Origin of the sequence: Mycolicibacterium lacusdiani (assembly GCF_021916785.1) — a bacterium.
Lineage (GTDB): Bacteria > Actinomycetota > Actinomycetes > Mycobacteriales > Mycobacteriaceae > Mycobacterium > Mycobacterium lacusdiani.
This window is the reverse complement of record NZ_JAKCFC010000010.1, coordinates 176,854-191,437: the sequence shown is the minus strand read 5'-3', so window position 1 is coordinate 191,437 and position 14,584 is coordinate 176,854. Positions and strand designations below refer to the sequence as shown.

Annotated in this window: 13 protein-coding genes; 6 read left to right on the top strand and 7 right to left on the bottom strand. The window is 69.6% G+C overall.

Translation table 11 applies throughout. The features are described from left to right. The first annotated feature begins 6 nt into the window (after positions 1–6). From LOK44_RS24910 to LOK44_RS24885, 6 genes are read left to right on the top strand one after another with little or no spacing between them, the layout of a single operon-like run. Complete coding sequence (locus LOK44_RS24910) at positions 7–783, top strand: enoyl-CoA hydratase/isomerase family protein (RefSeq protein ID WP_237572762.1); 777 nt, start codon at positions 7–9, stop codon at positions 781–783. Next, the gene (locus LOK44_RS24905) at positions 780–2,237 is read left to right on the top strand and encodes a class I adenylate-forming enzyme family protein (RefSeq protein WP_237572761.1); all 1,458 of its coding nucleotides are present in this window, start codon (positions 780–782) and stop codon (positions 2,235–2,237) included. Before LOK44_RS24910 ends, LOK44_RS24905 begins: the two co-directional genes overlap by 4 nt. Further along, entirely contained in the window at positions 2,227–3,780 is a 1,554-nt protein-coding gene (locus LOK44_RS24900) for a class I adenylate-forming enzyme family protein (protein WP_237572760.1), read from the top strand. Before LOK44_RS24905 ends, LOK44_RS24900 begins: the two co-directional genes overlap by 11 nt. Next, entirely contained in the window at positions 3,773–5,422 is a 1,650-nt protein-coding gene (locus LOK44_RS24895; protein WP_237572759.1) for a class I adenylate-forming enzyme family protein, read from the top strand. The genes LOK44_RS24900 and LOK44_RS24895 overlap by 8 nt, the downstream gene beginning before the upstream one ends. After that, on the top strand, positions 5,419–6,240 hold the full coding sequence (locus tag LOK44_RS24890; RefSeq protein WP_237572758.1) for a mycofactocin-coupled SDR family oxidoreductase: 822 nt from the start codon (positions 5,419–5,421) through the stop codon (positions 6,238–6,240). The genes LOK44_RS24895 and LOK44_RS24890 overlap by 4 nt, the downstream gene beginning before the upstream one ends. A 5-nt stretch (positions 6,241–6,245) precedes the next feature. Beyond that, positions 6,246–7,712 carry a class I adenylate-forming enzyme family protein gene (locus LOK44_RS24885; RefSeq protein ID WP_237572757.1) on the top strand — a complete coding sequence of 489 codons (1,467 nt, stop codon included), beginning with the start codon at positions 6,246–6,248 and terminating at the stop codon, positions 7,710–7,712. Here the strand turns inward: LOK44_RS24885 and LOK44_RS24880 are convergent. The 7 genes from LOK44_RS24880 to fabG form a co-directional block, all read right to left on the bottom strand. Continuing rightward, positions 7,672–8,631, bottom strand: coding sequence for an alpha/beta hydrolase (locus LOK44_RS24880; RefSeq protein ID WP_237572756.1), 960 nt, complete (start codon positions 8,629–8,631; stop codon positions 7,672–7,674). The two genes, LOK44_RS24885 and LOK44_RS24880, sit on opposite strands and share 41 nt — an antisense overlap. Beyond that, entirely contained in the window at positions 8,628–9,266 is a 639-nt protein-coding gene (locus tag LOK44_RS24875) for a TetR/AcrR family transcriptional regulator (RefSeq protein ID WP_237572755.1), read from the bottom strand. The genes LOK44_RS24880 and LOK44_RS24875 overlap by 4 nt, the downstream gene beginning before the upstream one ends. Beyond that, a complete protein-coding gene (locus tag LOK44_RS24870) occupies positions 9,263–10,615 on the bottom strand; it encodes a flavin-containing monooxygenase (RefSeq protein ID WP_237572754.1) in 1,353 nt (450 codons plus the stop codon). Before LOK44_RS24870 ends, LOK44_RS24875 begins: the two co-directional genes overlap by 4 nt. Before the next feature lie 85 nt (positions 10,616–10,700). Then, a complete protein-coding gene (locus LOK44_RS24865) occupies positions 10,701–11,408 on the bottom strand; it encodes a GntR family transcriptional regulator (RefSeq protein WP_237572753.1) in 708 nt (235 codons plus the stop codon). Then, complete coding sequence (locus tag LOK44_RS24860) at positions 11,392–12,585, bottom strand: acyl-CoA dehydrogenase family protein (RefSeq protein ID WP_237572752.1); 1,194 nt, start codon at positions 12,583–12,585, stop codon at positions 11,392–11,394. Before LOK44_RS24860 ends, LOK44_RS24865 begins: the two co-directional genes overlap by 17 nt. Further along, positions 12,582–13,799, bottom strand: a complete 1,218-nt coding sequence (locus LOK44_RS24855; RefSeq protein ID WP_237572751.1) for an acetyl-CoA C-acetyltransferase — start codon at positions 13,797–13,799, stop codon at positions 12,582–12,584. The genes LOK44_RS24860 and LOK44_RS24855 overlap by 4 nt, the downstream gene beginning before the upstream one ends. Then, entirely contained in the window at positions 13,799–14,539 is a 741-nt protein-coding gene (gene fabG, locus LOK44_RS24850; RefSeq protein WP_237572750.1) for a 3-oxoacyl-ACP reductase FabG, read from the bottom strand. The genes LOK44_RS24855 and fabG overlap by 1 nt, the downstream gene beginning before the upstream one ends. Positions 14,540–14,584 lie beyond the last annotated feature (45 nt).

The window sequence follows — 14,584 nt, the reverse complement described above, 5'->3', positions numbered from 1 at the left end:
ACGCTGATGAGCTCTTGCGCGGTCCTGCTCGACGTCGACGAGGCCAGCCGGGTGGCCACCGTGACGCTCAATCGGCCGAAGCGGCTCAACGCGTTCGACCGCGACATGTGCCACGAGATGGCCGACGTCTGGCGGACGGTGAAGCACGACGACCGGGTCAACGCCGTGGTGCTCCGCGCGGCGGGTGAGCGTGCGTTCAGCGCCGGTCTGGACGTCAAGACGCCCTACGGTCAGCCGTCGGTCGTGTGGAATCACGAAGACCCCGGCGAGTTCCTCAGCCCCAAGTGGCAGAAGATGTGGAAACCCGTGGTGTGTGCGGTACAGGGCATGTGCACTGCGGGCGCCTTCTACTTCGTCAACGAATCGGACGTCGTCATCTGCTCCGAGGACGCGACGTTCTTCGACTCCCACGTGAGTTCCGGCATGGTGTCGGCGCTGGAACCCGTCGGCCTCATGCGGCGCATCGGCCTGGGCGAGACGTTGCGGATGGCCCTGACCGGCAACGACGAACGGGTGAGCGCGGACACCGCGTTGCGGATCGGGTTGGTCACCGAGGTCGTCACCCGAGAGGCGCTATGGGCGCGCGCCGACGATATCGCCGCCGGCATCGCCGCCCACCCGACCTCGGCCACGCAGGGCACGGTGAAGGCCATCTGGGAATCCCTCGACAAGCCCTACCGCGCCGCGCTCGACCAGGGCTTGATCTACACCCGGCTCGGGAACGCGCTGGGCCGGGCCGAACTCGACCCCGATCGGCCGCGCCGGTCACCCAGAGTCCGGTGACGCGTCACCCGCTCAGCCGACGCATCGCCGACGTCCTGGCACTCGCGCCCGACTCGCCCGCGATCGAGTTCGACGACACCTGGTGGTCGTGGGGCGAGGTGGACGCCGCTGCCCGTAACATCGCCGACCTGGCCGTTCGGCACGACAGCACCCAGACTGCAGTCCTGTTGCGCAACAGCCCCGCTCATGTCGCGACTGTCCTCGGACTCCTGCTGGCCGACGCCACCGTGGTCGTGGTGAACCCCGCCCGTGGCGACGATCGCACCCGCGCCGATCTCGCTGAACTAGCACCGGCGCTCGCCATCGGGACACCCGACGACGTAGCCACGCTCCTCGCACCGTCCGACCGGATGACCGTCGCCACCATCACCACACTCGCGGAGGCGCCGGCCGTCTCGGTATTCGGGCGCGGTACCCCCGACCCCAGGCTCGGCGTGGCCGTCCGCATGCTCACCTCGGGCACCACGGGCCCGCCCAAGCGCATCGATCTGACCTACGACATGCTGGCGCGGGGCACCCTCGGCGACATGCCCACGGCACCGCGGCGCGGCGTCGCGATCGTCAACGCACCGCTCGTCCACATCGGCGGCGTGTACCGCGTCCTGCAATGCGCGACGGCAGCAAGGCCTTTCGCGTTGCTACCGCGTTTCGAACTCGACCGCTGGTCCGACGCTGTGCGCAGGCACCGGCCCGGGGCGGTGTCGCTGGTTCCCGCGGCGCTGCGCATGGTGCTGCAGTCCGGCCTGACCCGAGATGACCTCGCGGGCATCCGCGTCGTGACGTCCGGAACCGCTCCCCTGTCGGCCGATGACGCCGACGCATTCACCGAGAAGTTCGGCATTCCGGTGCTGACGTCATACGCGGCAACCGAATTCGGTGGCGGCGTGGCCGGCTGGACCCTCGCAGACCACGACCGCCATTGGCAGGCCAAGCGAGGCAGCGTCGGCCGGGCCACCCTCGGCGCCCGCCTGCGGGTGGTCACCGAGCAGGGTGACCCGGTGCGCCCCGGTGAGGCCGGCCTGCTCGAGGTCAAGCCGGGTCAACTCGGCCCCGGCACCGAATGGATCCGCACCACGGACCTCGCGAGGATCGATGTCGACGGGTTCCTCTGGATCCTCGGCCGCGCGGACCAAGCGATCATCCGGGGCGGCTTCAAGGTGATGCCCGACGACGTGCGGGCCGCGCTGGAGGCGCACGCCGCCGTCGCCGGCGCCGCGGTGGTGGGGCGGCCGGACGAGCGACTCGGCGAGACCCCGGTGGCGATGGTGGAACTGCGCGCGCCGGTCACCGCCGACGAGCTGGTGGACCATCTGCGCACCCGACTGGCGCACTACGAGGTCCCGGCCGAGATCGCCGTGGTGGACGCGATCCCCCGCACTCCCTCCGGCAAGCCCGACCTGACTGCCGTGCGGGCGCACTTCGCCGACGAGGTCGGGAGCGGCCGTGCCGGCTGAACCACGGACCGTCGCCGAACTCGTCACCGAACGGGCAAGCGCCCGAGGTGACCACCCCCTGCTCGTCTGCGACGCCGAGCGGTTGACGTACGCCGAGGCCGAACGCCGGTCGGCGGCGCTGGCCCGCGGCCTCGTGGCGCTCGGCGCCGGAAGGGCGACACACGTGGGCGTGCTGTACCCCAACGGCGCCGACTTCGTGGTCGCGATGCTGGCCGCCGCGCGCATCGGCGCGGTCGTGGTGCCGTTCACGACCTTCTCGACCGCCAGGGAACTCGCCGAGCAGCTCGCGCACGCCGACGTGGCCATCCTGCTGGCCACGCCGCGGTACCGCTCGCACGACTTCGCGGTCGAGCTGCGCGACGCGCTCGGCGTCGACGCCCTCGACCGTCCGCTGTTCTGCACCACCGCACCGTTGCTGCGCCACGCGAGCTTCGATCAGGACGACGTTGCGCGGCACGGCCGCGACGTTCCGGAGCGTCTGCTCGCGGCCATCGGGGCCGACGTGCACCCGTCGGACGCCCTCGCGATCGTCTACACGTCGGGTTCGTCCGGCACGCCGAAGGGCGCCGTGCACACCCACGGCTCGATGCTGGCACACCAGCGCAACCTCAACGGAATCCGCGCCCTGACCGCCGACGACCGACTGTTCTGCAACTCGCCGTTCTTCTGGGTCGGCGGGTTCGCCTTCGGACTGCTCGCCACGATGGTGGCCGGGGCGACACTGGTGTGCTCGAACGCGACCGACGCCGCCGAGGTCCTCGACCTCCTGGAGACCGAACGACCAACGCTGACCAACGGTTTCGCCGCATCCGTCGCGCACCTCGCGCGGCACGAGTCGTTCCCCACGCGGGACCTCACCTCGATGCGCCGCGGCAACCTGTACCCGATCATGCCCGCCGACGTCCGTCCCCGAGATCCCTCGCTCCGCCACGGCATGCTCGGGATGACCGAGGCGGGCGGCACCTTTCTGCTCGACGCCGACGAGTCCGACCAGCCCGAGGAACGGTGGGGGTCTTTCGGCAGGCCCGCACCGGGTTTCGAGGTCGCCGTCGTCGACCCCTCCACCGGTACCACCGTGGAGGCGGGCGCACCGGGCGAACTCCTGTTGCGCGGGCCCTACCTGCTGCAGCGCTACCACCGGCGCAGCCGCGAGGAGACCTTCGACGCCGACGGCTGGCTCCACACCGGCGACGTCGTGTGCACCGACCTCGACGGGTACGTGTACTACCTCGGGCGGCGCGGGTCGATGATCAAGACCGCAGGCGCGAACGTCTCGCCCGTCGAGGTGGAGAACGCCATCAACCGCGTGACGGGCGGGATGGTCGCGCACGTCGTCGGGCTGCCCGACGGCGAGCGTGGCGAGGTGGTGGGCGCGGTGCTGGTCACCGATCGGGCCGTCGACCCGTCGGCGCTGCGCGACCTGCTCGCCGTCGAACTGTCGTCGTACAAGCTGCCACGCCGTGTGGCTACCGTCAGCGAGGCGCCGCTGCTGGCCAGCGGCAAGGTGGACGTCCGGCGCCTGCGCGAGGCCTTCGATGACTGACACGATCGACCGCATCCTCCGGTACCACGCCGAGCGCACGCCGGACAGGACTGCCGTCGTCGATCCGGAGAGTCGAATCGACTATCTGGCAATGCACTCGGACAGCCGGTCAATCGCAGCGCGACTGATCGACATGGGCGTCGGCAAGGGCACCCGGGTGGGACTGGTCATGCCCAACTGCACCGACTGGGTGCGGTTCGCCGTGGCGCTCACCCGCATCGGTGCGGTACTCGTCCCGCTCAGCACCTTGCTCGCACCCCGCGAGCTGGTGGCGCAGCTTCAGACGTCGGCCGTCTCAGCGCTCGTCGCGGTCGACGAGTTCCGCGGCCGCCGGTACACCGACGACCTCGCCGCGGAACTGGCCGCTCCGCTGACGGGGCGAACACTGCTGCACTCGGAACTGCCCGCCTTGCGCCACGTGTGGTCGCCGAAGGAGGCCATGGGGACCGCCCCGAGCGACGACGCGGTGGGCATCGTCGATGCGATGGCCTGCGCAGTCACCCCGAGCGACCCGCTGGCGATCGTCTTCACCTCCGGCAGTAGCGGCGCACCGAAGGGGGTCGTGCACTCCCACGGCAGCGCACTCGGCGCCGTCGCTGCCGGCCTCGAGCCGCGATGCATTGCGGCCGATACCCGGCTGTACCTGCCGATGCCGTTCTTCTGGGTCGGCGGCTTCGGCTCTGGCGTGCTGTCGGCGCTGATCGCGGGCGCCACGCTGGTGACCGAGCCCACGCCCCGCCCCGAGACCACGCTGCGCCTACTGGAACGCGAGCGCGTCACCCTGTTCCGGGGCTGGCCCGACCAGGCGGAAGCCCTTGCCCGCCACGCTCCTTCGATCGACGCCGATCTGTCGTCGTTGCAGCCGGGCAGCCTGGATGCGCTCCTTCCGCCCGAAGTCCGAGCCAGGCCGGGAGCCAGGGCGCGGTTGTTCGGCATGACCGAGTCGTTCGGCCCGTACTGCGGCTACCGCGCCGACACCGACATGCCCGAAACTGCCTGGGGCAGTTGCGGCAAGCCGTTCGACGGCATGGAGGTGCGCATCGTCGACGTCGAGGACGGCAGTACCGCAGCGCCCGGCACGATCGGCGAGATTCAGATCCGCGGGCCACACACGCTGCTGGGGGTGTGCGGGCGCAGCCGGGAAGACCTGTTCACCGCCGACGGGTTCTACCCGACCGGCGATCTCGGCCACCTCGACGACGACGGCTTCCTGTTCTACCACGGGCGATCCGACGACATGTTCAAGGTCAGCGGGGCCACGGTGTACCCGAGCGAAGTCGAGTCGGCGCTACGCACACTGCCCGGCGTCGGCGCCGCGTTCGTGACCAACGTGCCCACCGGCGACTCGGATCGGGTCGGCGCCGCCATCAGGTGCGATGAGGCGTGCGACGAGTTGCGCGATGACGCCACTCTTCGGCACGCCGCCCGGAAGGTGCTGAGCGCGTTCAAGGTTCCCACCGTCTGGCTCCGGCTCGCCTCGGATGACCAGGTGCCACGCGGCACCACCGGCAAGGTCGACGTCCGTCGGCTTCGCGACATGCTCGCCGAGGCGGGAACGGCCATGACCAGCGCCCCGACCCCGATCGTGTACGAAGGCAAGAGCACAGTGGTCGAGCAGACCCCGGAAGGGAATGACACGTGAGCGAACGCCTCGAGGGCAAGGTCGCATTCGTCACCGGCGCGGCACGAGGGCAGGGCCGCGCGCATGCGGTCCGGATGGCGGAGGAGGGAGCCGACGTCATCGCCGTCGACGTCGTCGGCCAACTTCCGCCGTGCGTGCGCTACGACCCCGCCACGCCGGAGGACCTCGACGAGACGGTTCGGCTGGTAGAGAAGACCGGGCGCCGGATCCTGGCGTCGGCAGTCGACACCCGCGACCACGAACGGTTGAACGCCGTCGTCGCCGAGGGGGTGGCGGAGTTGGGACGCCTCGACGTCATCGTCGCCAACGCGGGCATCGCGGTGCCACAGGCCTGGGACGAGATCACCCCGGACTCGTTCCGCGACGTCATGGACGTCAACGTGACCGGCACGTGGAACACCGTGATGGCGGGCGCACGGCACGTGATCGACGGCGGGCGGGGCGGGTCGATCGTGCTGATCAGCTCGGCGGCCGGACTGAAGATGCAGCCCTTCATGATTCACTACACCGCGAGCAAGCACGCCGTCACGGGCATGGCGCGCGGGTTCGCCGCCGAACTCGGCCGCCACGGCGTCCGGGTCAACAGCGTGCACCCCGGCCCGGTCGCCACCGACATGGGATCGGGCGACATGGTCGCCGAGATCGGCAGAACCATGGAATCCCACCCGCAGCTGTCGAACATGCTCGTCGGCTTCCTGCCCGAGGGCATCTGCGAACCGCAGGACATCGCCGACGCGGTGCTGTGGCTGGCCAGTGACGAGTCCAGGTTCGTCACCGCCGCGGCGATCGCGGTCGACGGCGGCACGACCCAGTACTGACCGCCATGAGCGCTCGTCGGGAATTCGCTGAGACGCTGGCCACCGGGCTGGCGAGCTACGGGCCTGCCGCCTTCATCGAGTTCGACCGAAAGTGGTTTTCCGGCAACGACATCGCCGCGTACCGGGCGACGCTCGACGATGCTCTCGACCGGGCGGGGGTGCGTCCCGGCGAGCCGGTCGGGGTGGTCGTGCGCAACCGGCTGCCCCATGCGGCGGCGCTGCTGAACTTCATTTCGTCGGGCCGCCCCGTGGTGATGGTGTACTCCTACCAGTCGCCCACGGCCATCGCCGCCGACGTGCAGCGACTTCGGCTCGCCGCAGTGCTTGCCGACCCCGAGGACTGGACCGACCCGGTCGTCGCCGCAGCCCGAGGCACCGGCAGCGCCGCCATCTCGCTGACCTCGGCGACGGTGGATACCCTGCACGCGCGCGGCGCCGCAATATCCGACCCCGTCCTCGCCGAAGCGGGCATCCATGTGCTGACCAGCGGCACCACCGGCGCGCCCAAGCGGATTCCCATCCCCACCGCAGTGCTGGCGCACACCGTGCTCAGCATGACGCACGGGCACCAATTGTTCGCGGACGATCCGCCCGACCTGGTGTTCTGGCCGTTCGGCAGCATCGGCGTGTGCCAGCTGCTGGCAGCACCCTTCGTCGGCAAGCGAATGGTGCTGCTGGAGAAGTTCACCGTGGCCGAATGGGTGCGCGCCGTGCGGACCTACCGCCTGACCCGCACCGCCGTCCAGCCCGCGATCGTGCGCATGCTGCTCGACGCCGACGTCGACCCCGCCGATCTGTCCTCGCTGCAGTGCGTCGTGGGCGGGTCGGGTCCGCTGGAACGCGAGCTGCGTGAGGAGTTCGAGCGCCGCTTCGGGATTCCGGTGCTGTGGGCCTATGGCGCAACCGAATTCGCCGGATCCATCTGCGCGTGGACACCGGACCTACGCGCCCGGTGGGGCGCGGAGAAGCTCGACAGCTCAGGCCGGGCACTGCCCGGCGTCGAAGTCCGGATCGTGGACGCCGACTCCGGACGCGAAATGCCGACGAGCGCGGTAGGACTGCTCGAGGCGCGGGTAGAGGTGATGGGCCCGCACTGGCAGCGCACCACCGACCTCGCGTCGATCGACTCCGACGGCTTCATCACGCTGCACGGCCGCGCCGACGGCGCGATCAACCGCGGCGGGTTCAAGGTGCTGCCCGAGACCGTCCGGCGGGCGCTACTGGCGCACCCCGCCGTCCTCGACGCGTGCGTGGTCGGCGTGCCCGACCGCCTCCTCGGCGACGTCCCCTTCGCCGCCGTCGAACTGCGCCATGGCGCGCCCGCACCCACCGAGGACGAGCTGAAGGCCCTGGTGCGCGACACGCTGCCAAGTCACCACGTTCCGGTGGCGGTCGCGATCGGCACGTTGCCGCGCAACGCCGCGATGAAGGTCAAGCCTGCCGACGTGGCTGCGTGGTACCGGCCCCGCTGATCGACTCCGCCCTGCCCACCGCGAACTCCCTGCGCAGGAACGCCACCTGATCCGCGGCGGCGCGCGCGTGCCAGTCGTGGCCGGGCCACACGTCGAAGTGGTCGCACGGGTAGTGGTGCACCACCGCCCTGCCGTGGACGGCGGTCTTCGCGACGGATTCGGCGGGCACGTAGCGGTCGAAGTCCGCGATCTGCACCAGCAGTCGCGCACGCATCCGCTTGGCGGCGGCCGTCGTCCGGATCGCGCCGATCTCCAACCCCACCGAGGCGTCGATTTCGTTGCGCCACGTCGGTCCGGCCATGGACGTGTAACTCTCGTAGGCACCGTCGAGCGCCAGCGCACCGATCTCACCCGGCCGCGCGACCAGCGGCATGGTCCTGGGCTTGCCGCCGCGGCGCACGGCGACCTTGCTGGCGACGCCGTCGGCGGTCCACTTCAGGGCGGTCAGGACGCTGCGCTCACCGATCGACGCGCGACCCGCCGCGAGGCCGCTGGTCAACGGCGTCATCGCGATGACGGCGGCGACGTCGGTGCGGTCGGCCGCCACCTGGAACACGTGCGCGCCGGCCATCGACGAACCCCACAGGCCGATGCGCGCCGCGTCCACGCCGTCCAGCGCTCGGGCTGCGTCGACGGCGGCGTGGAAGTCCTGCTGCTGTCGCCGGATCGAGATCGTCTGCCGCGGTTCACCATCGGACGCGCCGAACCCGCGGTAGTCGAACGTCAGCACGTCGATGCCCGCGTCGCAGAGGCGTTCGGCGAACGGTTGCAGCCCAGAGTCCATGGTGCCGCCGAACCCGTGCGCCATCACCACGATGGGTCGGCCGTCGGGTCCGGTCAGCGCGTCCGAGTCGCTGCGGAAGTGCCAGCCGGCGCAGGTGACGCCGTGGGAGGTGAATGCGACGTCGGTGCGGGTCACGCCGTCTCCTCCGAACGCTTCGAGGGCTCGCAGACGCCGTAGATGGCGTTGAGCCACACGGCGGTGCCGCCTGCCATCAGGTCATCGCGCGACAGCGGCCCGCCGAGCGTGAGTCGTTCGAGCAGGCGGTCGTTGAGTTCCAGCAGAACCGACGCCAGGACTTCCGGGGCCACCCCGCCCGGCGCAGTGCCCGCGGCGCGTTCGGCGCGGATCATGTCAGCGACCGGCTCCACGAACGACTCGCGCGCCTGATCCCAGATGTCGCGCACCGACGCGCTGGAGCCCCGCGCGTCGAGCATCGCCTTGAACATGTGCCGGTGCCGCTCCCAGCTGCCGAACAGACCCTCGAGCATCGCCCTGATCCGCTGCTCGGGTGGACCGCCCGCCGCGGTGAACACGTCGTTGAGGTCGAACACCTCGTCGACCATGCGCTCCATGAGCGCGGCGACCGCCGCACCCTTGTTCTCGAAGTAGAAATAGAACGCCGAGCGGCTGACGCCTGCCTGCTTCGAGATCTCGGCGATGTTCACCGCCTCGAGGCTCTCCTCGCGCAGCCAGCGGTCGAGCGCATCGAGGATGGCCTCACGGCGGTCGTCACTGCGCTGCGCCGGACGGCGGTCGGTGGGAGACCTCATACCGACGCCAATCGCGCCCAAGGCGAACGGCTTCCGGCCCGTTTGAGACCTGCGGGCAGCTCACGCGTGCGCATGTCGTGCTCGTAGTGGAAGAAATCCACCTGCTGCGTGTGTCGCGCCGAGTCGGTGCAGTGCCCGGTGTACAGCCGCTGGTCGACGTCGATGACGCGTTCCATCTCCGTCACCGGCGGCAGCGCGTAGCGACCAACGGCGTAGGAGGCCAACAACCGCGACTGACACTCGACGAAGGGGAACAGCGTCGGTATCGCCTGCGCGAAGCCGATGAACACGGCGTCGTCGAGACCCGGCACGAACATCCGCTTGTACAGCCGGATTCGATTGCCGGGGGCGCTGAGGAATTCGGCGTCGAAGAACGGGAACGTGATGTCGTAACCGGTCGCGTAGACGATGACGTCGAACTGGCCTGCGGTGCCGTCGACGAAGTGCACGGTGTCGCCGTCGAGCCGCTCGGCGTTCGGCTTGGGCGTCACGTCACCCGAGCCCAGCCGCAGCGGCAGTTCCACCGACTGGGTCGGATGTGCCTCGAAGAGCTTGTGATTCGGGGCGGGCAGTCCGTACTTCGTCGGGTCGACGCCCATGGCGGGCGCCACCAGCTGCAGTGCCTTGCGCTGCCACGACAGCGGCAGGTGCGGACTGGTGCGCCACAGGGTGTCCCCCGGGCGTCCCGCGATGTACTTGGGCACGATCCAGGCACTCGACCGGGTCGACAGCGTGACCTCGTTCTGCAGTGCCCTCGACGACAGTTCGACGGTGATGTCCGCAGCGCTGTTGCCGAGGCCCACGACGAGGATTCGCTTGCCGGTCAGCTCCATCGGCTGATGCGGATCGACGTAGTGGTGCGAGTGAAACGCCGTGCCCGTGAACGTACCCGGGAAGTCGGGCAGCCGCGGATTCCAATGGTGGCCGTTGGCGACCACCAGCAGGTCGAAGTCGCGCTGGTTGCCTGCCTGGTCGGTGATCTCCCACCCACCGCCGTCGCGATGCGCCGCGTGCTCGACGCCTTTGCCGAACTCGATGTTCTCCAGCAGTCCGAAGGTGTCGGCGTACGCGTCGAGGTACTCCTTGACGTCGGTGTGGTGCGGGAACGACGGGTAGTGGTCGGGCATCGGGAAGTCGCGAAAGCACAACCGCTGGCGGGAGGTGTCGATGTGCAGCGATCGGTAGGCGCTGCTGCGCCCGTTCGGGTTGCCGAACGCCCAGTTCCCGCCGATCCGGTCCGACGTCTCGAAGGTGGTGTACGGCACGCCGTAGTCCTTGAGCATCTTGCCTGCCGTGAGACCGCTGATGCCCGCGCCGATGACAGCGGTGCGCGGAAGGGTGGGGGTCACGGCCGCTCCTCGGGGTCTGCGGCGGACACTATCAGCGCCTTCTGACGCCCGTCAACGATTTCTGACAAGTGTCAGAAAGCGAGCCCTACGACCCCGCCGCTTCCGAGGGTGGGGCCGCGGCGATCACGCCGCGCTCGATCAGGTGCTCGGTCAAGGGCGCGACGCCGATGGTGAAGTGTTCGGCCATCGCCGTCCGGGCCCGGGTGGCATCGCGGCGCTCGAAGGCGGCGATGACCCGACGATGGTCCCTGATCGACTGCGTTGGCCAGCCCTCCAGCGTCGGGAACACCGACTCCGGCGCATATCTCGTGATGGTCGACATCACGTGCGTCAGCTTTGGCGACCCGGCGGCGACGTTGATGGTGCGGTGGAACTCGTGGTTGAGCCGCACCGTCCGCTCGAGATCGTCGGTCTCGTAGGCCCGTTCGAGTTCGTCCTGTACGGCCTTGAGCGACGCCAGCTGGTCGTCGGTGATGTTGATCGCGGCCCGCGCGGCCAGCTCTCCACCGATGAACGCCTGCACCCCCGCCACGTCGGCGATGTCGCGCGCGGTCACCTCGAGCACCATGAAGCCGCGCCGCGGATGCTGGACGAGCAGACCCTCGGCCCGCAGGTTCAGTAGCGCCTCCCGCACCGGGGTGACGCTGATGCCGAGTTCGGCGGCCAGCTGATCGAGGCGCAGGTACACCCCGGCAGCGAAGGTGCCGTTGAAGATTCGCCGACGGACGTAGCGCGCGACGTCGTCGGAGAGTTGCGGCCGCGCCGCGAAGGCCGGCTCAGAGTCGGTATTCATGGAGGAGGTTCTTGCTGATGATGGTCTTCTGGATCTCGCTGGTGCCCTCGCCGATGAGTAGGAACGGCGCGTCGCGCATCAGCCGTTCGATCTCGTACTCCTTGGAGTAGCCGTAGCCGCCGTGGATGCGGAAGCTCTGCTGGGTGACCTCGATGCAATATTCACTGGCCAGGTACTTCGCCATGCCCGCCGCGACGTCGTTGCGCTCACCGGAGTCCTTGAGCCTGGCGGCGTTGACCATCATCAAATGCGCCGCCTCGACCTTGGTCGCCATCTCGGCGAGCTGAAACGCGATCGCCTGGTGGTCGGCAATCGGCTTGCCGAAGGTGCTGCGCTGCTGGGCGTATCGCACCGCGAGTTCGAACGCCCGCAACGCCACCCCGCAAGCACGGGCCGACACGTTGACCCGGCCCACCTCCACGCCGTCCATCATCTGGGCGAAGCCACGGCCAGGAGCGTTGCCGAGCACATCGTCATCGGAGGCGACGTACCCGTCGAAGATCAGCTCGGTGGTGTCGATGCCCTTGTAGCCGAGCTTGTCGAGCTTGCCCGGAATAGTCAGCCCGGCAGCCACCTCGCCGAAACCGGGCGGCTTCTCGATCAGGAACGCCGTCAGGTTGCGGTGTGGCTTGTCTGCGCCCTCGTCCGTCTTGACCAACGCCGCAATCAGACTCGAGCTGCCACCGTTGGTGAGCCACATCTTCTGGCCGGTGATCGCGTAACCACCCTCGGGCCTGCGGACGCCCCTGGTACGGATGGCTGCGACGTCGGAACCCAGCTCGGGCTCCGACATCGAGAACGCTCCACGGATTTCGCCAGTGGCCATGCGCGGCAGGAACCGCTGCTTCTGCTCGTCGGTACCGTGCTGGCGAATCATGTACGCCACGATGAAGTGCGTGTTGATCACGCCGGACACGCTCATCCAGCCGCGGGCCAGCTCCTCGACGCACAGCGCGTAGGTGAGCAGCGACTCCCCCAGTCCGCCGTACTCCTCGTCGATCATCAGGCCGAACAGCCCCATCTCGCGCATCGCGTCGACGATCTGCTGCGGGTAGGTGTCGGAGTGCTCGAGTTCCTGGGCGTTCGGGATGATCTCCCGGTCGACGAAATCGCGCACCGTCGAGACGATCTCGCGCTGCACGTCGGTCAGGCCGACCGTCTGCGCGAGCCTGGTCATGGGCCCACCCTCTCGAACACGGCAGCCAGACCCTGGCCGCCGCCGATGCACATGGTCTCCAGGCCGTATCGACCGTCGCGGCGGTGCAGTTCGCGCGCGAGCGTGGCCAGCATCCGGCCGCCGGTGGCGCCGACGGGGTGGCCCAGCGAGATACCCGAGCCGGCGACGTTGGTGCGGTCGAAGTCGCGCGGCCCGAACTTCCACTCCCGCGTCACCGCCAGCGCCTGAGCGGCGAATGCTTCGTTGAGTTCGATGAGGTCCATGTCCGCGATGTCGAGCCCTGCCTTGCGCAGCGCCACCTCCGTCGCGGGCACGGGACCGATGCCCATCACGTTGGGCGCCACCCCCGCCACGACCCAGGACACCAGCCGCACCAGTGGCGTCAACCCCAGTTCGGCCGCCTTGTCGACGGTGGTCACGATGCACATCGATGCCGCGTCGTTCTGACCGCTGGAGTTGCCAGCCGTCACGGTGGCCTCCGGATCCTGCTTCAGGAGAACGGGTTTCAGCTTGCTCAGCGCTTCCACCGAGGTATCGGCGCGGGGATGCTCGTCGGTGTCGACCACCGTGTCGACGTCGCGGCCCGACACCGTGACCGGGATGATCTGCTCGGCCAGCGACCCGTCGCGCTGCGCTGCCACCGCACGCTGGTGCGATCGCACGGCCAGCTCGTCCTGCTCGTCACGCGGGATGTCGTACTGACGACGCAGGTTCTCGGCCGTCTCCAACATGCCGCCCGGGACGGGGTAGTCCCGCCCGCCCGCGGTCGTGCGGCCGCGCGACAGTGCGTCGTGCACCCGTACGCCTCCCCTCGCGCCACCCCAACGCATGTCCGTGGAGTGGAACACCACGTTGCTCATGGACTCGGCACCCCCGGCCACCACGAGGTCGTTCTGGCCGCTGCCGACCTGCATGGCGGCCTGGATGACGGCCTGCAGGCCGGAGCCACACCGGCGGTCGAGCTGCATGCCGGGCACCGTGGCAGGCAGGCCCGCGTCCAGCGCGACCACGCGCCCGATCGCCGGGGCCTCCATGCTCGGATAGCAGTGCCCCAGGATGACGTCCTCGACGTCGTTCGGTCCGATGCCGGTGCGCTCGAGCAGCCCCCGCAGTGCGGCGACGCCGAGGTCGACCGCGGTCAGGCTCTTGAACATTCCACCGTAGCGGCCGATCGGCGTGCGGACGGGCTCACAGATGATGGCGTCGCGGTTCATCAGATGTGCCGTCCCCCGGTCACTTCGAGCACCGTGCCGGTCATGTACGACGACAGGTCCGAGGCGAGGAACAGCGCCACCGACGCCACCTCGCTGGGCTCGCCTGCGCGCGCCATCGGGATCTCGGCCAGCTTCGCGTCCCAGATGCGTTGCGGCATGGCCTCGGTCATCGCCGAGCGGATGAGCCCCGGCTGGATGGCGTTGATCCGCACCCCCAGGTGGGCGACCTCCTTGGCAGCGGCCTTGGTCAGGCCGACGATCCCGGCCTTGGCCGCCGAGTAGTTGGTCTGCCCGATCAGCCCGACCTTGCCCGAGATCGAGGAGATGTTCACGATCGCGCCGTGCTTCTGCTCGCGCATGACGTCGGCGGCCTTGCGGGTGCCGTTCCAGCTGCCCTTGAGGTGCACGGCGATCACCTGATCGAACTGGTCCTCGGTCATCTTCCGCATCGTCGCGTCGCGCGTGATGCCGGCGTTGTTGACCATGACGTCCAGCGCACCGAACTCCGCGACGGCCGCCGCGACGAGCACCTCGACGTCGTCGGCCTTCGTGACGTCGCACCGCACGGCGCGAGCCACGTCGGCACCACCCAACCGGCCGACCGCGGCCTCGGTGGCATCGAGATCGAGGTCGCCGAGGACGACGCGCGCGCCCTCTGCCACGTAGCGCTCGGCGATGGCGAAGCCGATCCCCTGTGCGCCGCCGGTCACCACCGCGGTGCGTCCGTCAAGCAGTCCCATGGTCGTCGTACCCCTCTCAGTCCAGCCGTCGGCGTCAAACATAAA

Excerpts from the sequence above, each read along its gene's own strand:
- LOK44_RS24885 (WP_237572757.1), top strand. The coding sequence starts at position 6,246 with ATGAGCGCTCGTCGGGAATTCGCTGAGACGCTGGCCACCGGGCTGGCG.
- LOK44_RS24895 (WP_237572759.1), top strand. The coding sequence starts at position 3,773 with ATGACTGACACGATCGACCGCATCCTCCGGTACCACGCCGAGCGCACG.
- LOK44_RS24910 (WP_237572762.1), top strand. The coding sequence starts at position 7 with ATGAGCTCTTGCGCGGTCCTGCTCGACGTCGACGAGGCCAGCCGGGTG.
- LOK44_RS24855 (WP_237572751.1), bottom strand. The coding sequence starts at position 13,799 with ATGAACCGCGACGCCATCATCTGTGAGCCCGTCCGCACGCCGATCGGC.
- fabG (WP_237572750.1), bottom strand. The coding sequence starts at position 14,539 with ATGGGACTGCTTGACGGACGCACCGCGGTGGTGACCGGCGGCGCACAG.
- LOK44_RS24875 (WP_237572755.1), bottom strand. The coding sequence starts at position 9,266 with ATGAGGTCTCCCACCGACCGCCGTCCGGCGCAGCGCAGTGACGACCGC.
- LOK44_RS24865 (WP_237572753.1), bottom strand. The coding sequence starts at position 11,408 with ATGAATACCGACTCTGAGCCGGCCTTCGCGGCGCGGCCGCAACTCTCC.
- LOK44_RS24860 (WP_237572752.1), bottom strand. The coding sequence starts at position 12,585 with ATGACCAGGCTCGCGCAGACGGTCGGCCTGACCGACGTGCAGCGCGAG.